Raw genomic sequence first — 25,242 nt, 5'->3', positions numbered from 1 at the left:
TGAGCCGCCCATTTTTTTTGTTGGTTGACTATAATTGCCGCCAAAGGTTTACTTAGTACTGCACGTATTCCCATAAGCCCAAAATTAAGAAAATTATTAGGAACCCTTTTTGATTCTAATGGCTTTTATATATAAATTGTAATTAATTAATGATTGCTTTTTATGGAAACTACAATAAACTCAGACTTCTTAAGCTTGTCGGAATCAGATAAAAAGAAAGTTTTGGATTTGATAGAGAAGCTTAAATCAGAAAAAAATATAAAGAAAAAGAAAAAAGACAGGATTCCTGGTTTGCTAAAGGGTAAAATACACATGAAAGATAATTTCGATGACCCGATTGAAGCCTTTAAGGATTATATGAAGTGGCGTGTTTACGGTAAGTTATGGAGGATTTAGCAAATGTTACACCCCCCTTCGCCCCCCTCAAGGGGGGAGTCCCTCCGATTTTCTTTTGTTTCTTCATTTGATTTAGTATTTCCTCAGCAAATTTTAGTTTTTAACATTAAAAAAATAGTAATAAAATTTATTCTTTTCTACTAAAATAAATCTGTGCGACTGTCCCCTTGAGGGAACTATAGGGGTGTCGATTGCTTAAAATGAATTTAGATATAAAGTTGAAAAAAGTAAGGAAGAAAAAGTATGTAAAGTATTTTAAAATGATAATACCTTCCATTAATTTCAAAAGACAGACAATTCTCTAAATATGAGGTTTCAATTCATCCTTGGAAGTAAAAAACAAACCTATTCTGTTTATCAATAAATTAGAATCACCTTATTATTATATCTCAGCCTTATTACGTACTTTTGCACTTCGATTATGAAAATGAAGAACATTAGAAATTTTTGCATTATTGCGCACATTGATCACGGTAAAAGTACCTTGGCAGATAGGCTGTTGGATTCAACCCAGACAGTGAATGAGCGCGAGAAAATGGAGCAGTTGTTGGATAATATGGATTTGGAGCGTGAGCGAGGCATCACCATCAAATCACATGCAATCCAAATGGAATATAAATTGAATGGGGAGGAATATATATATAACCTTATTGATACTCCAGGTCACGTGGATTTTTCCTATGAGGTTTCCCGTTCTATTGCTGCTTGCGAGGGAGCATTATTGATTGTGGATGCCGCCCAAGGTATTCAGGCACAAACCATTTCCAACCTTTATTTAGCTATTGAGCATGATTTGGAAATTATTCCAGTGCTGAATAAAATTGATTTACCAGGTGCGATGCCTGAGGAAGTTTCTGACCAGATCATTGAATTGATTGGTTGTAAAAAAGAAGATATTTTACATGCTAGTGCTAAAGAAGGAATTGGCATTACGGAAATTCTAGAAGCCATTGCACATAGGATCCCTGCTCCAGTTGGAGACCCAAATGCACCACTTCAGGCCATGGTTTTTGATTCCGTTTTTAATCCTTATAGAGGAATTGAGGTTTATTTCAGAGTTTTTAATGGTGAAATCAGTAAGGGCGATAAAATTAAATTCATCAATACGGGTAAAATCTATGAAGCTGATGAGATTGGGATTTTAAAGCTAACCCAACAGCCAAAAGATACTATTAGTACTGGAAATGTGGGCTATTTAATAAGTGGTATTAAAGTAGCTAAAGAAGTGAAAGTGGGGGATACGGTTACCCACGTAGATAATCCAGGTAAGGCAGTTCAAGGTTTTGAAAACGTGAAGCCAATGGTTTATGCTGGAATATACCCTGTTGACACCTCGGATTTTGAGGAATTAAGAGCTTCAATGGAGAAATTGCAATTGAATGACGCCTCCTTAGTTTGGGAGCCAGAAACTTCAGCAGCACTTGGCTTTGGTTTCCGTTGTGGATTCTTAGGAATGCTACACATGGAAATTGTGCAGGAAAGATTGGAGCGAGAATTTGACATGACAGTGATCACCACTGTTCCATCCGTGCAGTTTCATGCCTTTAAGAAAGATGGCGAGATGGTAAAAGTGAGTGCACCTTCTGAATTACCAGATTTAGGAAGCATTGACCATCTGGAAGAACCTTATATAAGAGCACAAATTATTACCAAAGAAGATTTTGTGGGTCCTGTGATTTCCCTTTGCATGGACAAAAGAGGGGAAATCAAAAATCAGGTTTACTTAACCCAATCTAGAGTTGAACTAACCTTCCATTTGCCATTAGCAGAAATCGTATTTGATTTCTTTGATAAACTAAAAACGATTTCTAAGGGTTATGCCTCATTAGATTATGAATTAGTAGGTTATCATTCTAGTAATTTGGTTAAACTGGATATCCTATTAAATGGAGATAAAGTGGATGCACTTTCTGCCATTGTACATAGGGATAAAGCTTATGAATGGGGAAAGAAGCTTTGTGAAAAGTTAAAAGAGTTGATCCCGAGACAGCAATTTGAGATTGCAGTACAAGCAGCAATTGGCACAAAAGTGATTGCAAGGGAATCCGTGAAGGCACTTCGTAAAAACGTATTGGCGAAATGTTACGGAGGAGATATTTCTCGTAAGCGGAAACTTCTAGAAAAGCAGAAAAAAGGTAAGAAAAGAATGCGCCAGGTAGGAAATGTAGAAATTCCACAGGAAGCATTTATGGCAGTTCTTAAGTTAGATTAAAATTCAGAAATTATTCATTATACAAGCATAACATCATGCCTATTTTATTAGATGGGAAGAAAATTTCTTCTCAAATAAAAGAAGAATTAAAAGGAAAAGTGGAAGCATTAAAGAAAGAAGGGGGAAAAGTACCTCATCTTTCCGCTATTTTAGTTGGGACTGATGGTGCCAGCCAAACTTATGTGGAAGCTAAAGTAAGGGATTGCCAAGAAATTGGTTTTGAGTCTTCTAAGTTGCTTTTTGATGATTCGATTTCAGAAACTGAACTGCTGCAGGAGGTAGATAAATTAAATAATGATGAAAGAGTAGATGGTTTTATAGTTCAATTACCTTTGCCTAAACACATTGATGTAAACAAGGTGCTGAATGCCATCAAGCCTGAAAAAGATGTGGATGGCTTTCATCCAGTGAATTATGGAAGAATGGCATCTAATTTACCTGCATATATTCCGGCAACACCTTTTGGAGTGATGGAATTATTAAAAAGGTATGATATCATGACGAAAGGAAAACATTGTGTGGTAGTGGGCAGAAGCCATATTGTGGGTTCTCCAGTCTCAATTTTAATGGGCAGTGCCAATTATCCAGGGGATGCAACGGTTACTTTGACCCACAGATACACTGTTGATTTAGCAAAATATACCAAACAAGCTGATATATTGATTGTGGCAGTAGGAAAACCAGGATTAATTACCGCTGATATGGTGAAGAACGATGTGGTAGTAATTGATGTTGGTACAACCCGAGTCCCTGATTCAAGCAAGAAATCAGGCTTTGCCTTAAAGGGAGATGTTTTATTTGAAGAAGTTTCCAAAAAAGCGACTCACATAACACCTGTTCCGGGTGGAGTAGGGCCCATGACAAGAGCAGGCTTATTGATGAATACATGGCTTGCCTCTCAAAAAGAAATTTATGGACAAGAACTCGTTTGATCCCAATATAGAACTTCCGATAATGGAGGCATTTTACACCATTCAAGGAGAAGGTTTTCATAACGGAAAACCTGCTTACTTTATTAGATTGGGTGGTTGTGATGTTGGCTGCGTATGGTGCGATGTAAAGGATAGCTGGGATGCCGATAAATGGCCTTTGAAAAAGATTGATGATATTGTGGATGAAGCGTATCAATATCAATCTCGATTGGCAGTCATTACTGGAGGAGAGCCTTTTATGTACGATATGCACGGACTTACTAAGCGTTTACTTCAAAAGGGGTTTCATGTAAATGTGGAAACATCAGGTGCTCATCCCTTTTCAGGTATGGTAGATTGGGTTTGTCTATCCCCTAAAAAATTTAAAGCCCCATTGGAAGATTGGTATGACAGGGCTGATGAATTAAAAATCATTGTTTACAATAAATCTGACTTTAAATGGGCAGAAGAACATGCGGAAAAAGTGGGGCCAGATTGCAAATTATTATTACAACCAGAATGGGGCAAGCGTGAGGAGATGATGCCCATGATAGTAGATTATGTGAAAGCAAACCCGAATTGGGGTATATCTTTACAGACCCATAAGTATTTACAAATCCCATAGCCGGAAATTTCAAATACATATTTCAATTTTTTTGCGCGCATTTGTGGAGACACAAATGCATTGCAGAGAATTAGACATTGCGATGTATATACTTCACTGTCTGGTTGTGAAAACACAACCAAGGGCGGATATAGAATAAATATCTCAACATTTCCAAAGTTATTTTTCGTTTAATCAACAAGCGGTTTAAAATATCCATTATATTTTAATTAAAACCTACTTTGTCAATTTAGCACCGATGCCCCCGATTTGTGTCTTCACAAATCGAGCTTTGATCTTTCTAGAGCTGTGAAGACACAGCTCTTGGCGATGATTGAATAATATTACAAAGTAGGATTAATTAAACTTTGGAAAAGTTAGGTTCTAGCTTAATTCTAAAATTACTTTTGAAATTCTTCCTTATCAGCTAAATTGGGATATGAATTTCAAACAAACATTTCTCCTATTAATATTTCTGTTAATTTCATTTAGCTCCATTGGCCAAGATTATAAGTGGAGGACAGAAAGATTAATAGAAAAATCTAAAGAAGCGCTTTACCAAAGAAATTGGGAAGCTGCGGTTCAGTATATGGATGATGCCATTGAAATTGAGCCGGAAAACCATCATTTATACTTAGAAAAAGCTACTTTATATTATGGTATCAATGATCTAAATAAAGTAGTAAAATCTCTCGAAAAAGCTTTTTCAATTGAAGAAAAATGGCCTGCAAAATATACGGATTACTATTTTTTATTAGGGAAAGAGTCTTTTGATCGTGGGAAATATGAATTAGCCAAAAAACCTATTCAAATTTATCAAGAAAGAGGTTATAAGGAAGATTACGTCAAGATGGCGGAAATTATTTCACAATCTATAGAATTTGCTATTCAAGAATTAGAAAATCAAGGACAAATAAATGAAAATATAAAAACTATTAAGTCTGATAATATTTTCAGGAGCATCTATTTTCCGTTTTTCACATTGTATCCGTCTGAATTTTTATATTTCACTGGTCAAAGAAAAGGGAGTCTTGAAGAGGGGATTTACAGAGCTAAAATTTCAGGCAGTCAATTTCAAAATGTGGAGGAAGTGCCTGTTATTAATACAAAAGAAAATGAAGGGGCGGCCGCAATTTCAGCAGATGGAAGAGTAATGGTTTTTACCAGTTGCAATAGGAGGGATGGAATGGGAAGCTGTGATTTATATATTTCTTATTATGAAGGAGATGGATGGCAAAAACCTGAAAATTTAGGAGCAAAAATTAATTCAAGCGCATGGGAGTCACAACCCTTCTTGTCCTCTGATGGCAGGTTTCTGGTATTTAGTTCGAACAGAAAAGGGGGATTTGGTAAAAGAGATCTTTACTATTCTACAAAGGTTGATGGAGATTGGTCTAAGGCGAAAAATTTAGGTTCAAAAGTAAATACATTTGCTGATGAAATTTCACCTTTTCTTAATTTATCAAATGACGCATTGTTCTTTAGTTCAAATGGCCGAATTGGAATGGGAGGGTTTGATATTTACAGGATTGATTGGCCAATAAAAGAAAATAAAGTTCAAAATATAGGCCTGCCCATAAACACTTTTAATAATGAACTTTCTTATCATGAGAAGTTTGAGGGTGAAAAATATTGGTCGAGGGAGCTTCAATCCGATGAAAAATACCCTCCTGCAAAAGTCTATTTTGATGAAAGTCAAAAAGCTAACAAAATTAATTTAGTATTTGGGGAGGTAGTAAATGCAAAAGATAGCGCTAATATTAAAGCCAAAATTCAAATTTTCGATTTGGCTTTGGACAGCCTTGTTCAGGAAACCTACAGTAATGCAAAGAGCGGTGATTATAAAGTTGTAATTCCACGCCCTTCTGATTATGCTTTTTATGTTGAATCACCGGGATATTTATTCCATTCCGAAAAATTGGAAATCAATAAAAGTGAGACAGAATTAAATTTTGCCCTAAAGCCGATAAGGAGGGGAGAAACAGTGATGCTCAACAATATATACTTCGAATTTGATAGTTATGAATTATCAAAAAAATCACAGAACGAAATTAATAAAATAGCAGATTTCCTTATCCAGAATCCTGATGTGAAAATTGAAATAGGAGGATATACTGACAATGTTGGATCAGATGCATATAATAAAGAGTTATCCAAAAAAAGAGCCAATGCTGTTTATGAAAAATTAATTATGAAAAACGGTGTGGATAAGAGTAGAATCAAATCAGTAGGATATGGTGCTAAAAAATTACCTTCTGGAAAGTACCAAAAAACGGTTATATTCAAAATTATTTAATTCAATTAAATATTAGCATAATTATATTTAAACAATTTACTAATACATAGGTTTCTTTTTTTTATATTGAATAAGAATGTATCATAGTAACAATAGACTATATAATAACGAAATGTATGATTTTTATTTGGCAAATAAATTTCAAGAAAAATTTATATTTTGTTAGGTATTTTCATTTAATGTTATGTACATTTAACCTTTAATTATTGTTAACCTAAACTAAAATAAGTATGAAGAAGATTCTACTAACATGTTTCATGTTGGTGTTCGTGCTACATGCATGGGCACAGGATCGCACCGTAAGCGGTACAGTTACTGACGCTGATACAGGCGAGGCTTTACCAGGTGTGAACGTATTATTAAAAGGTACTGGTACCGGTATTACCACCGATTTGGATGGTAATTATAAAATATCAGTTCCTTCTGACGGAGGTACATTAGTTTTTACATTTATTGGAATGGTAAAACAGGAAGTGCAAATAGGTGCTCGATCTGTTATCGATATCCAAATGGTAACTGATGTTCAGCAATTATCTGAGGTAGTAGTAACAGGTTATGGCTCTCAATTAAAGAGAGAAATAACAGGTTCAGTTTCCTCAGTAAAAGGTGATGTTATTGAAGATTTACCAATGCAATCTTTTGATAGAGCTATCCAAGGACGAGTAGCAGGTACGCAGATTGCTGCAGCCAGTGGTCAACCAGGTGGTGCTATGAATATAAGAATTCGTGGTGTTGGTTCAATCAATTCTGGTAATGACCCTTTAATTATCATTGATGGTGTACAAGTAGGTCAAGAAGGACAAACAACGCAAGGTTCTGCTAACCCTTTGAACTCTATCAATCCAAACGATATTGAGTCAATTGATATTTTGAAAGATGCTTCGGCTTCTGCAATCTATGGTGCGCAAGCAGCTAATGGTGTTGTGATCGTAACTACTAAATCAGGTAGCAGAAAAGGAGGTACTCAAGTTAACTTAAGTGTTCAAGAAGGTGTGGTTCAGCCGTATAATCTTTACGATGTATTGGGAGCTGATGACTTCACAAGAATTAAAGCTGAGCAACAATTAAACGTTGGTCAGGATCCAACTGATCCTAATTCTGGTGCACACGCTTTATTTGGAAATCCTGAAGACCCTTCATCTTATACAGAATATGATTGGTTGGATGCTATGTTCCAAGATGCAAGATTCAGAACTTATGATTTATCTATGTCGGGTGGAGATGAAAAAACTCAATTCTACTTCGGTGGTTCTTACAACAAGCAAGAAGGTCAGGTAATCATGTCTGATTTTGAAAGATATACTGGTAGATTAAACATAAACCATCAAGCAACTGAAAAATTAACAGTAGGGGCAAAGTTATCATTGTCACACATTAAAACTTTTGGTTCAATTGCGAATGGTAACTTTGTGAACGGACCTTGGGTAGCTTCTTTCGAGGCAAGTCCTACCTCTCCAGCTGTTGATGAAAACGGAGAATATAATGGTTATCCAGCTAATGGTCTTTATAATCACTTATTTGGATATAATATTTTACAAGGGGTAAATGAAGAAGTAAGATTAGGTAGAACTTTACAAACAGTTTCTAGTGCTAATGCAACTTACCAAATCACCCCTAGCTTATCTGCAACAGGTTTCATAGGTATTGATTTTTCTATGAACAGAGATGATAACCAAAGACCATCTACTATTCCTGTATTTGCAGCTTCAGGTGGTTCGATCTTTATTAATAACAGAAGAACTGTTAATATTAATACTAACTATAACTTAAACTACAGCAAAATATTTGCTGACGTTCACAGAGTGAAAGGTATATTAGGTTATGAGTATAAGTTTGAGGAAAGAGAAGGAGCAAGTTTAGGAGCAAATGGCTTTACTAATCCTTTCTTTAGATTGCCAGGTAATGGTCAACCAACCTCAGTAGGCGGTTTCTTCCAAGAGTATAAAAGATTGGGTGTATTCGGAAAAGTGGATTATGACTATGACGATAGATACTTGGTAAGTGCTACTGTAAGACGTGACGGTCATTCAAGATTTGGAACTAACACAAAATATGGTACTTTCTATGCTGGTTCAATTGGATGGAGATTGTCTGATGAAACCTTTTTACAAGATGTAAGCTTTATAGATGACTTGAAATTAAAGGCAAGTTATGGTGTATTAGGTAATGCTGATATCAGACGAAATGGTGCTCCATTAAACTATGCATCTCAAACTACTTGGGGAGCAGCAACTGGACAATATTTAGGTGGTGGTACAACCACTATTACTTCCATTGGTAATGATAACATTTCATGGGAAGAAGAAGAAGCCATTAATATTGGTGTAGATTACTCTGTTTTAAATAACAGATTATTCGGTAATGTTGATTTCTGGAGAACTAATAACAGGGATCTATTATTTGACGTGCCATTCTTCCAAAATGCTGGTGTAGGTACTAACTCTGTTTATGATAACATCGGTTCAGTTCGTAACCAAGGTATTGATATTGAAGTAGGTGGCATTGTTGTGGATAGAGCAGGATTTAGATTCGATTCAAGATTTAATATTTCCTTCCTACAGAATGAAGTGACTTCTTTAGTAGGTGGTGAAGATACTATTTTTGCCGGTTCTATTCCTAACCTAATTGTAGGGCAGCCAGTTGATTTCTTCTATTTATTAGAATATGGTGGTGTTAACCCTGCAAACGGTCGTGCAATGATCATCGATAAAGATGGAAATCCTTCTTATACTGGTGATTTTGAAGACGGAAGCGTAAGAGGAAGTGCAATCCCAACTCATTTCGGTGGATGGAGCAACACATTCTCTTATAAAGGTTTAACCTTAGATGTATTCTTCCAATATCAGTATGGTAACTATGCCTTCAATGGTGATTTATACAACTTATTAAGTGGTAGTGGTGTAGGTAACCAAAGATCCGATATACTTAACAGATGGCAAGAACCAGGTGATGTAACCAATGTTCCACAATTAACACCTAATGGTACTATTGCTGGTGTAGCTCAAAACTTTGGTTTCATAGGAACTGATAGATTTATGTCAGATGCGTCTTATATAAGATTAAAAACTGCCACATTATCTTATGATCTTCCAAAAAGCATTTTGGAAAGAGTTAATATGAGAAATGCAAGGGTATTTGTTCAAGGAGTAAATATCTTGACTTGGACAAAATATGATGGTATCGATCCTGAGGTTGTAGCTAACAACAACTCAACTGGAGTATCTTCTTTCGGTGCATATCCGCTTGGAAGACAGTTTTCTGCTGGTATTAACTTAGGATTATAATTTTTAAATAGAAGAATATCATGAAAAAATTATTATATATATTTTTAATGGGTGGCATTCTGCTTACATCTTGTACTGATCTTGATGTAGAGAATAAAGCATCTTTGCCACAGGAAGTAGTACTAGCTGACGCAGAAGGTTTTGAAGCCGTTTTGTTTTCAGCTTACGAGAGCGTAAACGACTTTGGATATTACGGACAAACCATGATGATTGGTCCTGAAATCCTAGCGGACAACATGGAACTGGTACAATTGACTGGTCGTTATGAACAAGAGTATGTAAATGCTTTAAATTCTGGAATCAATATTTGGTTCAACAGATACATAGGGATTAATGAGTGTAATATTGTAATCAATACAATTGATGATGATTATGTTACAATGGAGCAAGAAACCAGAGATGTATTAGTTGCTGAAGCTAAGTTTTTAAGAGCTTTATTCTATCATGATTTGGCCAAAGTATATGGATATGAGCCAGGACAAGAAGTGAATGGTTTTAATTCATCGGTTATCTTAAGAACTGAGCCGACTCTTGGCTTATCAAATGCAGATGACAGAGCTAGAGCCACTAATGTTGAAATTTATGAGCAAATAGAGCAAGATTTATTAGATGCTATAGCTGATTTACCGGTTGTTGCGGCAGGGTCTTCAGATGTTGCAAGAGCTAACAGAACTGCAGCTCAATTACTATTAGCTAGAGTTTATTTGTACTGGGGCAGAAATGGCGATGCAGCCAATTATGCACAGCAAGCAATAGCAGGTGATGGTTCTGACTTAGTTGCAGCAGGAGATTATGTTGCTTCTTGGGATGATGCAGCCTTCACTTTTCATCCTGAATCAGTATTTGAGTCAGATTTAAGAATTCCAGATTGGAATTCAGTTGATGGAGCAAATAACAGTTTACATTCTTTATTAATGAATGATACAGGTGGAAGCCAGTTCATTATTACAGCAAGTGATGAATTAATTGCAGAAATCGAGTCTCAAGCTGGTGATGTTAGAAGAGGCTTATTCAATACTGAAGCATTAGGTGAGGAGTTTACTAAATGGCAGGGTAATAAAGGAACAGTTCCTTTCCAAGAAAATATTCCGATTTTGAGATTGTCAGAAGGTTACTTAATTGCTGCTGAGGCATTGGGTCCTGGAGCTGGTGATCCTTTCCTTAATGCATTTAGAGCTGCTAGAGGTTTAGCAGGTGGTGTTTCAGCTACTGTTAACAATGTGTTACGAGAAAAACGTATAGAATATATGGCAGAAGGACACAGATGGTTTGATTTGAAACGTTTAGGTCGTAACATTCCTAAACCAGCAGCGGCTGGAGTTGATCCATTACCATATAATGACTTCAAGATTTTACCTCGATTACCACAATCTGAGTTGGAGTTAAGTGATGGAGTGTTAGTTCAAAACCCAGGTTATAATTAATAAATAGATATTAGATATGAAAAAGTTATTATATATATTTTATATAGCGGCTCTAACACCATTTTTAACGGGGTGTTTTGATGATCCGGGAACAGATACCTTACTGACTGATAAGATTGAAGGGTTTGTTGAAATTGAAGAAGCATCAGGAGCTAGAAGCACAACAAAAAACATTATCGTTGTGCCAGATGGTGAAAGTGTGCAAGAATCCATATCGGTTTCTTATGGTGGACAAGTAAGTTCATCTGCAGTAGATGTTTCTTTTGAAGTAGTTGCAGATCAATCAACTGCTGTTGCAGGTGTTGATTACAACCTTATCACTACTGGTTCTGTTACTATTCCAAGTGGCGAATATACTGCTCCAATACAGTTCGAGGTAATAGATGATAACTTGGATCCTGATAACCCATTAACTTTAACTTTCAGGTTAACAAGTTCCTCTGCCAATATATTGGAGGACTACAGTGAAGTTACCCTTACTTTAGTTGGTTTGTGTCCTCCTGATTTATTTGATTATTCAACGCTTGGCGGTGAGTATTCTACAACAGCATCAGGGGAGTCCACAGACGGTTGTCCTCCTAATAATCCACTTTCTGGATTAACTTCAACTGAAACGTTGACAGCAGATCCTGATAATAATGTGGAGTTGGACAATGGTGAGGTATTGAATGCATATATTATTTCAGATTTCCATGCTGGTACTTATATCGACTGGTATGGTGACTGTTACGGTTATACATTCCCAACACCAGCTCGTATTTTTGTTAATACAACTACTGGTGAAGTAACTGGTTCTGTTGATGATGCATTTGGTTCAACAAATGAAATTACTTCAGGCTTAATGGACGCATGTAATGGAGATATCACTTATGATTGGATTAATGGATTTGGTGATACAGGAACTATCACTTGGGTTCAGAATTAATCATTAATCATTAATAATTTAAAGAGGCTAATATTTTTTAGCCTCTTTTTTTGTTTAAAAAATGAACTACTATTTTTGGTTTTCAGTTTAATATCTGAATACCATACATTTATTTAAATACTATGAAAAAAACTATTACTCAAATTATTCTCTTACTTATTTTTTCAAATTTAGTATTGGGTCAAGAATATAATCCAAATGTACTATTAGATATTAGTGCAAAAGAAAAAATAAAAGCGATTGAACGTAAAGAAAGAGTTTCTGAATTTTTAAAAACGTCAGATTATCAAAAAACAATACAATTAGAAGATGGAAATGAGGCGGTATTGGTTGATATAATTGATGGTCATCCTCAATATATGGCCACCCATAATTTAGAAGCAAGGCATACCACAGGTGTCGAATATATTCAATCCGAAAATGGAATGAATTTACCTTTACATGGTGCCAATATGATAATAGGAGTATGGGACGGTGGTTTAGTTTTAAACAGTCATCAAGAATTTCAGAGTAGAATCAAAAATAAATTAGGTTCAGATTATAGTAATCACGCCACTCATGTAACAGGTACTATTGCCGCTAGTGGTGTTAATCCTGAAGCTAAAGGTATGTTACCTGAAGTTACTATACACTCATACTATGCTTTTGATGATGATTTAGGGCCCATGGCTGAGGAAGCTGCCAATGGTTTGATTTTATCAAATCATTCCTATGGTCTTATCTTAGGGTGGCGTTTTAATGGTAATAATTGGCAATGGTTTGGACAAGAAGATGGTAACGATAATCGATTCGGGTCATATACAAATGATAGTAAAACTATTGACGACATTTCTTACAATGCACCTTATTATACAATAGTTTGGTCAGCAGGTAATGATAGAAGTGATACGGGTGATGGCACACGTCCGCCAGATGGCCCATTTAATATTGTAGGTCCTGCGGCTTCTGCAAAAAATATTATAACAGTTGGTGCAATTACGGGTTTTGAAAATTATGAAGGATCGTCTTCTGCTGAAATCAGTAGCTTTAGTTCTTGGGGGCCAACCAATGATGGTAGAATTAAACCAGATATAGTAGGTGATGGTGTTGGACTTCTTTCAGCCTCTTCTTCAGGAGATGAAAGTTATGCATCATTGAGCGGTACATCTATGTCTGCCCCAAATGTTACTGGCTCTCTTGGCTTAATTCAAGAATATTTCCGTCAAGATGCCGATACGTTTATGACCTCTGCTCAACTTAAATCATTGGCAATTCATACGGGTAGAGAAGCAGGTGCCGGACCTGGCCCTGATTATAAATTTGGTTGGGGTGTGTTGAATACTATAGATGCAATCAAAGTGCTTCAAGGAAGAAATAATAATGATACACTTTTAACACAAGCTACTCTTAATAATGGTGAGGTTCATGAGTACGAATTAATCCCAGACAATAAAACAAAATTGACCGCCACAGTAGTATGGACAGATGTTCCGGGAAGTGTAACCGAATTAGGTTCCTCTACACCTCATTTGGTGAATGATTTAGATGTTCATTTAGAAGATGAGGCAGGAAATAAGTTTTATCCTTGGAGAATGGACCCCGAAAATTATGGTGGTACCGCTAAGAAAGGAATAAATAGTTTAGATAATGTGGAAAAACTTGAATTTCAAGTTCCTAATGTTAGGAAATATAAGCTTGTTGTTAGCCACAAAGGGCAATTAGTTAACAATTCTCAAAATTATGCACTAACGCTAACCTATGGTTCAGCCAATATCGAAAATGATTTAGTTTATTGGGTTGATGGAAATGGAGATTATCAGTCTGGTCTAAATTTTTCAAGTAATTCTGGTGGAAATAGTGAATCTATAGATTTACAGAATATTAAAACTTTGGCAATTGATGAAAATTCATTTGATAATGAAGGTTTATTATCAATATCAAATGATGTGGTTTTGGATAATATCATTTTCACATCCGATAACACTTTGAATGTCGATTTGCAAGGCAATACGCTAACTATTAATAATGCCATTCATTCCACTGGAGAAAATTTGAAAATATCTAACGGTAAATTAATAGTTAAGCCAGATGCTAGTAACAATATTTACCTGGATTTTGACGGTTCTGATAATCTTACTCTTGAATTGGATAATGCAGGTATGCACAATATTGAATCTAACCTAAAGGTTTCTCAATTAAACGTACTTTCTGGAGAATATAGCATCAATAATAAATCAATTGTTTTAAATGGGTTGAATATTTTTGAGGAATCTAATTTAAAATTAGAAAATAACAATATTAGTTTAACAGGTCTTCTATTTAACTCATCAGAAAATTTGCTACTAAGTGGTAATAAATGGGTGCTTGAAAATGCGGATTTTACGTCTGATTTCCCTATTCAATTAAATGATACTATTGAAACATTAGGGGAGAGTTCATTTACTGGAAAAATCTATTTTAATAAATTGATAGCTAATTCACAAACTGAGATATTCAACAAATTAGATATCGATAGTCTTTATTTAAATGATGGTGCTAATGTTTTAATAAATAATGAAGATTCATTAATTGTACATAATGGAATTAAATTGAATGGAAGTAGTACGAAACAAATTTCAGGTACAAATGAAAATCAGTTAGGGAATTTGGAATTTACTTTTAGGTCTAAGTTATGCTTAGAAAACCTATCTGTTTCAAATGTTCATTTTACTTCTCAATCTGTTTTAAATATTGTTTCTGGTGGTACTATTACAAATTCAGTAAATATCTTTGAATTACCTTGTGAGGAATTATTATTTCCTGATTTCACCATTTCATCAAATTGTGTAAACAGTTTGATTTATTTAAGTGATGATTCTGACGGAGATATTGAGAACTACAACTGGGCTTTCAGTAATGGAATTCAGTATGATGGAGTAAATAATGTTGCTAATCCAATTATTTGGTTTGATGAAGTTGGGGATTACGAAATCAATCTTACCGTATCCAATGAAGTTCAATCAGTAGAATTCACTAAAAATATTACTATTACAGAAAATAGTTTAAGCCCAATCAGTATCATTGAAAATGATCAAGGGCTTGTATCTTCAGTACCTGGAGCTAATTTCCAATGGTTTAAAGATGGGGTTCCCGTAGAAGGAGAGACTTCTAGAATATTAAGCGCTGATAATATTGAATCTGGAGTATTTAATGTAGCTTTTATAGCAGAGGGCGAAGATGGATGCCAGTCAATTGTTTCCGATTCATTTGAATATATAGTAACATCAAATGAAAGGGGGATCGAATCTAATATCAGGGTTTTTCCAAATCCAGTTAACAATATATTAACCGTAAAAAACTTTGATAATTACGAAAAATTTAGAATTTTTGATTTTCAAGGAAAAATCTTACTTGAAAATAACATTGATTTGACTGATGATAATATAGAAATCAATGTAAATAATTATAAATCAGGACTCTATTTCATTGAGTTCACAGGGAAAAATAAATCTATCAAACTTAAATTTTTAATCAATTAATTATGAAATTATTGAAAACAGGTGTTTTACTGGCAACAGTAGTATGTTTATTGAATTTTAGTGCTTATTCTCAAATCAGTAATGTTTCTGATGTGGGCGGTAAGCCAATTATGACTAAAAAGTATAGTAAAATTGAAGGTTCACCATATTATTTTGGTACTGATACTTGGATGGATGGAACTTTATACACTGCAGATGGAAAAAAAATTGAAGATATTCCAATCAGATTCAATGGCTATGATAATGAGGTGGAATATAGAAAAGATGGGAATGTTTTAATTATCGATAATTATAACCTGAAAGGTTTTGATTTCTATTTTAATTCAGAATTTGGTGAGTCTAAAAAAGCTAAATATACTTTTAGAAATGGCTTTAGTGTTTCTGGTGAAATTGAGAAAACAGATTTCTTTAATGTAATATATCAAGGTGAAAATCTTTCATTAATCGAAGAATTTAAAGTGCTTGAAACTAGGGTTACGCCAGCAACTTATGGGGCTAGTGAATACAAAAAGTTCGTAAATGATAAAAGAACCTTTTTAATAATTAATGATAAAGTTGATAAGTTCAAGAATCGTAAAAGAGACTTCTATAATATTGCCCCTGAAAAGAAATCGGAAATAAAAAAGCAAATTAAACAAAATGATCTTGATTTAAATAATGAAAATCATGTCTCATTTCTCCTTGAATATATTGATAATAACTTAATTCAATAATATTCAACTGAACTATTCGTTTAACCAAATATTAACCTAAAATTATTTTTCGTGAAGTACCTAAAAGCTTTCTTGAGCATTGTATTTTTTATACAATGCTCAACTTTGTTGTATGCCCAAAATTTTTCTGCCCAACGGATTGCAGATTCTATTAAGAACCACTTTGATGTAAATCCGATTGAAAAAATATATCTGGATTTAGATAAATCTAATTATGTATCTGGTCAAACTATTTGGATCAAAGGTTATGTAACCGCTGGTTATTTTAATCAGTTTTCTCCTTTAAGTAAGGTGGTTTATGTAGAACTGATTGACCCAAATTCAAATCTGGTTGATAGAATAAAATTTTACTCTGATAATGGTATTGGCAATAGTTTTATTGATCTCCCTAATAATCTGGAAACAGGTAAATATTTATTGAGAGCATATACTAATTATATGAGGAATAGACCTGATGAAACTTTTTTTCAAAAAGAGCTCAATATTTTTAATTTATTTGAAGAGAAAACAGGAGAAGAAAGCACTGACATAAATAGGAGAGTTCCTGCAATTAGTTTTCATCCTGAAGGTGGTGCATTATTAGAAGGAGTTCAATCCAGAGTAGCCTTTAAGGCTTTAAATTCAGATGGATATGGCATTAATGTAAGCGGTAAAATAGTGGATGAGGCTGATAACGAGCTCACTAAATTTGAAAGTATGCATCTGGGAATGGGTGAGTTTTCACTTTTACCCGAAGGTAATAAAACCTACTATGCAATATTAGATTTGTACCCTGAAACAAAAATTGAGTTGCCAAAAATTCAAAATAGGGGAGCCTCAATTTATTTGATGAATTTACCGCAATTGAAAGATGTGCGATTTAAATTATCATCAAAAGCAATCAATGAAAAGTGTTTTATTGTGACCCATTGTAGGGGTGTGCCGACTTATGTTGCAAGTGTAGAATTGAATGGTCAAGATGTATCAGGAATGATTCCCAAAAGTAATTTTTTACCTGGAGTAAATTATATGACCATTTTTAATGAAAAAGGAATTCCTTTATCTGAAAGGGCATTCTTTATCAATGAAATTCCTTCTTTTGATATAAGTATTGAGAATGACAAAGATGTTTATAAAAAAAGGGGTAAAGTAAAACTTCAGATTACAGCAAGTCAAAAAGAAGAAGCATTAGTAAGTTATCTATCATTGTCAGCTACCAATAATAATGATGTTTTAATCAGTGAAGAAGAAGAAAATATTAAATCTTATTTTTATTTAACTAGTGATTTAAAAGGACATGTTGAAGATCCTGCGAATTATTTTAATGATACCTATGCTGATGCATGGAAGCGTTTGGATTTATTAATGATGACTCAGGGTTACACTTCCTATAATTGGGAAAAAATTTTAAAATCAGATGCATCTGATTTTGCATTTAAGATTGAACAAGCACTGTCCGTCTCCGGTAAACTAGAAACTGATATATTTAAAAAACCTGCAAAAGGAGGCTCTGTTAGCTATATTATCCAGGACAGTACCAAAATATTTAATAAGGTAGAAGTGAATGATGATGGTACCTATGTTATCAATGATTTGTTTTTTACTGGTGAGAAGGCAATAGTTTTAACGGGAAAGGATAAAAAAGATAAACCAAATGTAGTGATTTCGGTAGATACATTAAAGAGTTATCCTGATCTAGTATCTGCTGATCGTCAAGTTTCTGGTACCTTGTCTGAATTTCAAAGGAAGTCAATAAAGAAGACCTTAGAAAGAAAAGAGATTGATGCTGCTTATGATTTTGAAAAAGATTTCGAAACCTTGGATGAGGTAACTGTTAAGGCAGATAAAATCACTGAACAAGAAGAAGTAAACAACATGTTCGGGCCTGGAGACAACACATTGGATGTTACAGAATTAGAAATTAGTGAAACAGCTCAACATCCATTAGAATTAATTAGGGGAAGGATAGCGGGTGTTCGTATATCAGGTAGTGTTGTCAACTGGCAAATAGAAATTAGAGGGCCTGGTTCCATAAATTCCAGTACAACTCCGTTGATATTAGTTGATAATGTAGAAGTTCCGATTGATTTTCTAAATTCTATTCCAGCAAGGCAAATTCAAACAGTAGAAGTATATAAAGGAGCCTCAGCTGCTATCTTTGGCGTAAGAGGTGCCAATGGTGTATTATCTTTTTATACTAAGCCTGGAGGAGAGAATTTTACTACTTATGAAGCAGGAAATGCGGCCACTACTATATTGAAAGGCTATCAAGAATACAGAGAGTTTTACAGTCCGGATTATTCTGTTAAAAAGGATGAACATGCAAAACCAGACAAGAGAGCAGTTTTGCATTGGGAACCCAATATTATAACTAACGAGGATGGTGAGTATTTTTTGGAATTCTATACTTCTGATGAGGATATGGATATTACCGTAAAAGTAGAAGGAATGACTCAAGCTGGTCAAGTAGGCATGGCCAAGACAACATTAAAGGTTAGAAATAAAGAGAATTGATTTTTTAATTTGATAAGTTAAGAAGTGGAAGGACTTAATTCCTTTCATTTCTTTTTATATATATTATCTTAGAGTTGTGAATAGACTCAAGCCCATTTTATATTTATTAGGAGGTTTTTTAATCATATATTTAATCAGCCTTCTTTTCTCTGATATATTAATTTATATCATCATATCATTAATAATATCCACTATTTTAAGACCCTTGGTCGGATATTTAAATAGTTTATATTTCTATGGATATAAACTGCCTAAAATTGTTACCATTATCATTGCATTCTCAGTTTTGATAGGGTTCATTGTTCTTTTTATTGGGCTTTTTATTCCTTTAGTATCTGAGCAAATTCAAATTTTAAGTGAGCTTAACTACGATAATTTATACAGTAGAATTACCACTCCTATCCAATCAATAGAAATATTTTTGATCGACTCAATCCCTAACATAGGTGAAGAAGGTTTTATCATTGACAGATTAAGGGAAAGTTTTCTCAACTTCACACAAACAGTTGACTTTAGCTACATTCTCAATAACTTCATTTCCATTACGGGAAGTATTTTTGTTGCTATTTTGGCGGTGGTTTTTATTACTTTTTTTCTGCTTTATGAGAAGGGCTTGGCTCGGAGAAAATTTATTCAATTAATTCCCAATAAATATTTTGAAGTATCTATAGGGGCAATTTATAAGATTGAAAAGTTACTTTCAAATTATTTATTAGGCCTGCTTTTTCAAATGGTTTCTATTTTCACAATTGCATCGGTCGGCCTAAGTATTTTTGGAATTAAATATGCAGTCACGATTGCTGTTTTTGCGGCCGTTGCAAATCTAATACCTTATGCCGGACCTATTTTGGGGGCTACTTTCGGCATTATCGTTGGCGTAACTACTGGCGGTATATTTGAATTTAATAATGAACTTTTCTTTTTGGTAATAAAAATTGTATCTGTATTTGCCGTGGTTCAGATTACAGATAATATTTTACTGCAACCTTTAATTTTTTCAAAAAGTGTAAAAGCACATCCATTAGAAATTTTTGTTATTATCTTTGCAGGCGCATCTTTGGCAGGGGTATTAGGCATGATTGCCGCAATACCCGTTTATACAGTTATAAGAGTAGTCTTAATTGAACTTTACCAAGGATATAAGCAATATAAAATATTTCAGAATTAAATAATTTATTTTCATGGGATTACAATGTGGGATTGTTGGCTTACCGAATGTAGGTAAATCAACTTTGTTTAATGCACTTTCAAATGCCAAAGCAGAAGCGGCTAATTTTCCTTTTTGCACGATAGATCCTAATGTGGGCGTCATCAGTGTTCCGGATGAAAGGTTGGAAATCCTTGAAGAATTGGTCAATCCAGAAAAGGTAGTACCCACTATTATTGAATTTGTGGACATAGCCGGACTGGTAGAAGGTGCTAGTAAAGGAGAAGGTTTAGGAAATAAATTCTTGGGTAATATTAGGGAAGTAGATGCCATTGTGCATGTTGTGAGGTGTTTTGAAGATGATAATGTTACTCATGTGTCTGGTCGGGTTAATCCTATTGCAGATAAAGATATTATAGATACGGAGCTTCAATTAAAAGATTTGGACTCTGTTGAAAAGAAAATTCAGAAAACTGAGAAAATCGCAAGGTCTGGTGATGCCAATGCCAAAAAAGAGTTGTCTGTTTTGAATCAGTATAAAGCTGTTTTGGAAGATGGAAAAAACGCTAGGACACTAAAATTAAGTAAAGAAGAGAAAGAACCGGTCAGAGATTTAATGTTATTGACCGATAAACCTGTGATCTATGTAACGAATGTAGAAGAATCGGCAGCTGTAGAGGGTAATGAATGGGTTAAAAAATTTAAGGAATATGTGAAAGATGAGGAGGCGGAAGTGATTATTGTCAGTGCTGCAATTGAAGCTCAAATTGCAGAATTTGATGATGCCGAGGAAAAAGCCATGTTTCTGGACGAGTATGGATTAAAAGAATCGGGCTTGAATAAATTAATAAGAGCATCTTACTCTATTTTGGATTTAATTACATATTTCACCGCAGGGAAACAAGAAGTGAAAGCTTGGACCATCAAAAAAGGTTGGAAAGCACCTCAAGCGGCCGGGGTAATCCACACTGATTTTGAAAAAGGATTTATTAAAGCAGAGGTCATCAAATTGGATGATTATCAAAAGTATAAAACCGAACAGGCTTGTAAAGAAGCAGGTAAAATATCAATTGAAGGAAAAGAATATGTTGTAAAGGATGGGGATATTATGCATTTCAGGTTTAATGTGTAAATTTTCTTAGAAATTTTAAAACAATTTTATATCACGATTGGTCTTAGAAAATAAAAGAAGGTCGTGAGAGTTAGATTAATTTTTAAAAATAAGGAAAAAGGGGCTACAGTTCCCTTTCATCACCAATATTACTTATTCAGATTTTTTAAAGGCTTAATTAAAAAGTGTGGTAGGGATGAATTTTTTAATTTTAAACATTATAACTTTTCTGGTTTAAAAGGTCAGACAACTGTAAGTAAATCCGGTCTTCATTTTTATAGTTCTAAAATAACGGTTGTCTTTTCTTGTTCGAACAAAGATTTTATTGACTCCATTATTGAAGTTCTTTTTAGTCTTCCAGAGGTAAAATTGAATGGGTTGTCTATTATCCCTCACGCTGTAGAACTTGAAAACGAAATCGAATTTCAAGAGGAAACGAAATATATATGTATTTCACCCATTATATTATTAACACCCGAATTTTCAAGTGATTCAGGCAAGAAATTTATTCACCCTGATTCAAATGACTTTGCAGATCAATTACGAACTGCACTCTTAGAGAAGAATGAACTCAATGATTTTGGGGGCTTTGAATTCTATCCAGACAGTAGCTACTTAAAAAAGCTTGAGGATAGAGGTAAAAAATATTCAAGGGTATATCCAATATTTGATCAGGACATTCCTTATGAGGTTAGGGGATACACTTTCCCTTTTACCTTAAAGGCTTCTCCAGCTTTACATCAATTTTTATTTGAAAATGGACTGGGTTTATTCAACGATAAAGGATTTGGAATGCTTGATTTAGCCGAAGTTACGCCTGGTAGCCAAACTGTGCCCTATTTTACTGGGCAGCTCGAGAATTAAATTCGGTATATCCTATTAATCTGTCATATCTTATTTGAGGGCTACTATAATAAATCAATATGTCATAATTGTTTTCAGTTTGGAAATGACTACCTTCTATTGAATTATTTGTCTGATCCTCAACAAAATAAAAATATTCGTAATAGCCTTGTTTTAACAAAAAGCTGTTTTGATAAATGCCTGTATTAGTATTATATTTCATCCTGTTTTTGTTGCTCAATTGCCAATTATTGAATTCGCCAACTATATAAATATCTCCAGTTTCCTGTGGTGCCTTTAATTTGAATTCTGTTAAAAAATAGTCGGAAACTAAAGGCGTGTTTTGTCTTTCCCTATTGCCAATTACAAATGTTCCATTTCTATCCTCCCATTCCCTGTAGGCTTCCGAAGCCCTCGGTCCATCAATTCTTAAGGTAGTGGTTATGGGTTTTGTTTCCTTATTAATATTGGCTACTCCATTTCCCTTAAAATTAACAGTAGAAATATCGAAAAATCTGAACTCGTTATTGCCCGGAAAATTTAATTCACCATTATAAAATTTATAAGTTAAACGCTTGTTGCCATCAGAAATTTGTAAAGGCTTTGGTGCTTCCTTAGCAAATAACCAATTATAATTTTGCCTAAGTACAGGATAAATGTCGGATCCTGTATTGACAATATTTATTTTATTGAGCATGACTTCGAATTCCAATTCTTGATGAGTCCTTCTTTTGGTCACCACATTTGAAACTGACATTTTATAATTGATACCTGCTTTATTTTCATGAACCATAAATCGTTCACTTAAGATAATATCATCTTCATTATTGTTTTGATAAACTATAATTAAATAATTACCTGATAGCTTAGCATTAGGAACCTGCCATTCATAGTGAATATAGCCTAGTTTGGTATCAAAAGAAAACTCAAATTCTCTTATTGGGAATTGATTGAATTCTTCCAGATAATCCATGGCTTGAATATTGCTTTTAGCTGTCCAGTCTTTATTACAGTGGATTATTTTCGCAAAATATTGCTGTTGTTGGTCATTTATATCATCAAATGTTAAGAGGAGACGATCGTTTTTCCCAAGTTCCATTACAGGATTATGGGTGGAAGCCATCCTATTTCCCTTAAAAAGAATTAATTGAACAGTATTTATTCTTTCTTGATAACTTTTATTTTCGAATGATAAATCTGGGTAATATCGTGTTGGTTTGGAAGTGTTGTTTCCAGTCGATTGCACAGGTACACAGCTGATTTGTGTACTTATAATAATTAAAAATGTAATTAAAATATTTAAATAATGTTTCATTCCAACCTTTAATTTGTAATTTGGGTCTAATATAAACAGAATCCTTAAGGTTTTTGTCATGCCTAGAACCAAAGAACTTATAAAAGGTTGCCAGAAGGGCGACAGAAAGAGTCAATATGAACTCTATCAGCAATTTTCCTCAGGAATGATGGCCGTAGCATTACGTTATTCAAAATCAACCTTAGAGGCCGAGGATATATTGCAAGAAGGGTTTATTAAAGTATTTGAAAACATAGAGAAATTTAGAGGTGATTCTAGTCTTGGATATTGGATCAAGAGAATCATTATCAATACTGCCCTAAACCATCAGAGGAGTAAGTTGTATCTCTACCCTATGGTTGACGTAGAAGAGATTAGAGAAGGGATTAATTCTCTTTCGGTAGATAATCTGGCAGTTGAGGATTTAATGGATTTAATTCAAGATTTACCTACCGGTTGTCAAGTCATTTTTAACCTGTATGCGGTAGAGGGTTATCAACATAAAGAAATAGCCGAAATGCTCGAAATTAGTGTAGGGACTTCAAAATCCCAATATGCAAGAGCAAGAAAAATATTAATGGAACAATTAGAAAAACAAAGTAAGTGGGGGAATGAAAGATTTCAATAAAGATAAATTTAACGATTCAATTCGCAGAAAATTTGACCATGCTGAAGTTCAGCCTGGCAATAATGTATGGGAAGGAATTGAAGCCGAACTGCTCAAGCAGGATAATAAGAAAATGCAAAAAAGGGCAGCTTTCTACAGAAATCTTGCTGCAGCAGTAATTTTCATTGCTTTAATATCTATCTATTTTAATTTGCAAGATTATACTTTTAATGTAAATCAGGATTCTACTTTGGCTCCTGTTGAGCTAAAAGAAAATAACATACAAAATTTTGTCAGTAACAATGATGTATTATTGACTAAACCTGAATTAAAAGAAAGCGATAAAAAAGATTTTATTGAAAATAATAATGTCCGTGGAAATGCTGTTGCCCTAATAGATGGTGATAGTCAAAATTCAAGCAATAAATTTTCGGCAATAGAAAAAATTAAGACTCCGGCCATAATTGATAAGCCAATTGAAAGAGATTCGGAATTTTTAATTTCAAAGATTGAGGGTGTTGCCCCATCCATGGTCGAATTTCCTAAATTAGCAGTTGAAGTGGAAGAAGTATCCTATTTTGCAGTTAGTAGTTTGGAAAAACCAAAGGAGAAATCAAACCTAGCTTGGAATACGAATGTAAATATCGGATCTGGAAGTTTCAACCCTAATTCCGAAATAACTGAAACCCCATTATTTTCTACAGTTTCTACACTCAATAACGCTGGGACAACAGGAAGAACAACAGGTGATGATGCAAATTTTAATCTAAATCAAGAAAGAGAGACAGTTGAAAACTTAAGTTCTGCACCTATGCAAGGCAATATTTCATTTACATTAGGCTTGAATTTTGGTGTAATTCTTAATGAAAAATGGAATATTAAATCGGGTTTGCAATATGGCGCTTATCGATCTACTTCCTTAAGTAGTACGGTTTTAAGAGACAGAAACAGTGATAAGCTATATCCATTTCATGGGGCGAGCAGTTCAACGGAAATATCAGATGGCAGGGTGGTAAATGTTACTTCCGAATATGAATTGTATAATGATTTTCACATTTTAACTGTTCCTTTAATGGCTTCATATAAAGTAATTGATAGAAAATTTGATGTTTCATTAGTAGGTGGTATATCGGGTGATTTTATAATCAGAAATACTTTGAAAGGTGGAAGTGATCAAATCAACGAAATAAAATTTAATCAAAATGACAGAAAATCATATAGAAACTTCTTTGCAAGTAGCATAGCCGGTGTGGAAGTAAGTTATCCATTTGCTGACAAATATTCATTAAGTGTTATGCCGACATATAAAAAAGCACTTTCTAACATTACAATAGATGAGGCTACTTTTAATAGTATGCCTGCATTCATGGGGGTTAATATGAGTTTAGCTTATATGTTTTAAAGGCTGTTGCTTTCAATCAATAAAGCGACTTTTCCCATAAAACGAGACAATTTAAACCGGATAATTAAGCATTAAGATATTTT

General features: G+C 34.2%; 17 protein-coding genes. 16 read left to right on the top strand and 1 reads right to left on the bottom strand.

The window, feature by feature from the left end:
* Positions 1-162: 162 nt before the first annotated feature.
* From vapB to cas6, 14 genes are all read left to right on the top strand, one after another.
* Entirely contained in the window at positions 163-396 is a 234-nt protein-coding gene (gene vapB, locus ACFE0M_RS06535) for a type II toxin-antitoxin system VapB family antitoxin (protein ID WP_434544944.1), read from the top strand.
* 427 nt (positions 397-823) lie between these two features.
* Positions 824-2,608, top strand: coding sequence for a translation elongation factor 4 (gene lepA / locus ACFE0M_RS06530; RefSeq protein ID WP_434544943.1), 1,785 nt, complete (start codon positions 824-826; stop codon positions 2,606-2,608).
* Positions 2,609-2,643: 35 nt separating this feature from the next.
* A complete protein-coding gene (locus tag ACFE0M_RS06525; RefSeq protein ID WP_434544942.1) occupies positions 2,644-3,540 on the top strand; it encodes a bifunctional 5,10-methylenetetrahydrofolate dehydrogenase/5,10-methenyltetrahydrofolate cyclohydrolase in 897 nt (298 codons plus the stop codon).
* Positions 3,521-4,144, top strand: a complete 624-nt coding sequence (locus tag ACFE0M_RS06520; RefSeq protein WP_434544941.1) for a 7-carboxy-7-deazaguanine synthase QueE — start codon at positions 3,521-3,523, stop codon at positions 4,142-4,144. Before ACFE0M_RS06525 ends, ACFE0M_RS06520 begins: the two co-directional genes overlap by 20 nt.
* A gap of 418 nt (positions 4,145-4,562) precedes the next feature.
* Positions 4,563-6,419 carry an OmpA family protein gene (locus ACFE0M_RS06515; protein ID WP_434544940.1) on the top strand — a complete coding sequence of 619 codons (1,857 nt, stop codon included), beginning with the start codon at positions 4,563-4,565 and terminating at the stop codon, positions 6,417-6,419.
* 230 nt (positions 6,420-6,649) lie between these two features.
* The gene (locus tag ACFE0M_RS06510; protein ID WP_434544939.1) at positions 6,650-9,703 is read left to right on the top strand and encodes a SusC/RagA family TonB-linked outer membrane protein; all 3,054 of its coding nucleotides are present in this window, start codon (positions 6,650-6,652) and stop codon (positions 9,701-9,703) included.
* Positions 9,704-9,723: 20 nt separating this feature from the next.
* On the top strand, positions 9,724-11,127 hold the full coding sequence (locus tag ACFE0M_RS06505) for a RagB/SusD family nutrient uptake outer membrane protein (protein ID WP_434544938.1): 1,404 nt from the start codon (positions 9,724-9,726) through the stop codon (positions 11,125-11,127).
* A 16-nt stretch (positions 11,128-11,143) separates the two neighbouring features.
* A complete protein-coding gene (locus ACFE0M_RS06500) occupies positions 11,144-12,052 on the top strand; it encodes a hypothetical protein (RefSeq protein ID WP_434544937.1) in 909 nt (302 codons plus the stop codon).
* A gap of 122 nt (positions 12,053-12,174) precedes the next feature.
* A complete protein-coding gene (locus tag ACFE0M_RS06495) occupies positions 12,175-15,549 on the top strand; it encodes a S8 family serine peptidase (protein WP_434544936.1) in 3,375 nt (1,124 codons plus the stop codon).
* A 2-nt stretch (positions 15,550-15,551) separates the two neighbouring features.
* Complete coding sequence (locus ACFE0M_RS06490; RefSeq protein WP_434544935.1) at positions 15,552-16,262, top strand: hypothetical protein; 711 nt, start codon at positions 15,552-15,554, stop codon at positions 16,260-16,262.
* A 51-nt stretch (positions 16,263-16,313) separates the two neighbouring features.
* On the top strand, positions 16,314-18,755 hold the full coding sequence (locus tag ACFE0M_RS06485; RefSeq protein WP_434544934.1) for a TonB-dependent receptor plug domain-containing protein: 2,442 nt from the start codon (positions 16,314-16,316) through the stop codon (positions 18,753-18,755).
* 76 nt (positions 18,756-18,831) lie between these two features.
* The gene (locus ACFE0M_RS06480; protein WP_434544933.1) at positions 18,832-19,923 is read left to right on the top strand and encodes an AI-2E family transporter; all 1,092 of its coding nucleotides are present in this window, start codon (positions 18,832-18,834) and stop codon (positions 19,921-19,923) included.
* A gap of 13 nt (positions 19,924-19,936) precedes the next feature.
* Positions 19,937-21,034, top strand: coding sequence for a redox-regulated ATPase YchF (gene ychF, locus ACFE0M_RS06475; protein ID WP_434544932.1), 1,098 nt, complete (start codon positions 19,937-19,939; stop codon positions 21,032-21,034).
* 63 nt (positions 21,035-21,097) lie between these two features.
* Positions 21,098-21,877, top strand: a complete 780-nt coding sequence (cas6, locus tag ACFE0M_RS06470) for a CRISPR-associated endoribonuclease Cas6 (protein ID WP_434544931.1) — start codon at positions 21,098-21,100, stop codon at positions 21,875-21,877.
* Here cas6 and ACFE0M_RS06465 read toward each other — a convergent pair.
* Positions 21,855-23,171: a type IX secretion system plug protein domain-containing protein gene (locus tag ACFE0M_RS06465; RefSeq protein ID WP_434544930.1), complete on the bottom strand. Its 1,317-nt coding sequence runs from the start codon at positions 23,169-23,171 to the stop codon at positions 21,855-21,857. The genes cas6 and ACFE0M_RS06465 overlap by 23 nt on opposite strands.
* 58 nt (positions 23,172-23,229) lie before the next feature.
* On the opposite strand from ACFE0M_RS06465, the gene ACFE0M_RS06460 reads away from it, so the two are divergent.
* On the top strand, positions 23,230-23,778 hold the full coding sequence (locus tag ACFE0M_RS06460; RefSeq protein WP_434544929.1) for an RNA polymerase sigma factor: 549 nt from the start codon (positions 23,230-23,232) through the stop codon (positions 23,776-23,778).
* On the top strand, positions 23,762-25,159 hold the full coding sequence (locus ACFE0M_RS06455) for an outer membrane beta-barrel protein (RefSeq protein WP_434544928.1): 1,398 nt from the start codon (positions 23,762-23,764) through the stop codon (positions 25,157-25,159). The genes ACFE0M_RS06460 and ACFE0M_RS06455 overlap by 17 nt, the downstream gene beginning before the upstream one ends.
* The last annotated feature ends 83 nt before the right edge of the window (positions 25,160-25,242 follow it).

Origin of the sequence: Marivirga sp. (assembly GCF_051117495.1) — a bacterium.
In the GTDB taxonomy this organism is placed as follows: domain Bacteria; phylum Bacteroidota; class Bacteroidia; order Cytophagales; family Cyclobacteriaceae; genus Marivirga.
This window is presented reverse-complemented; position numbering and strand designations above follow the sequence as displayed.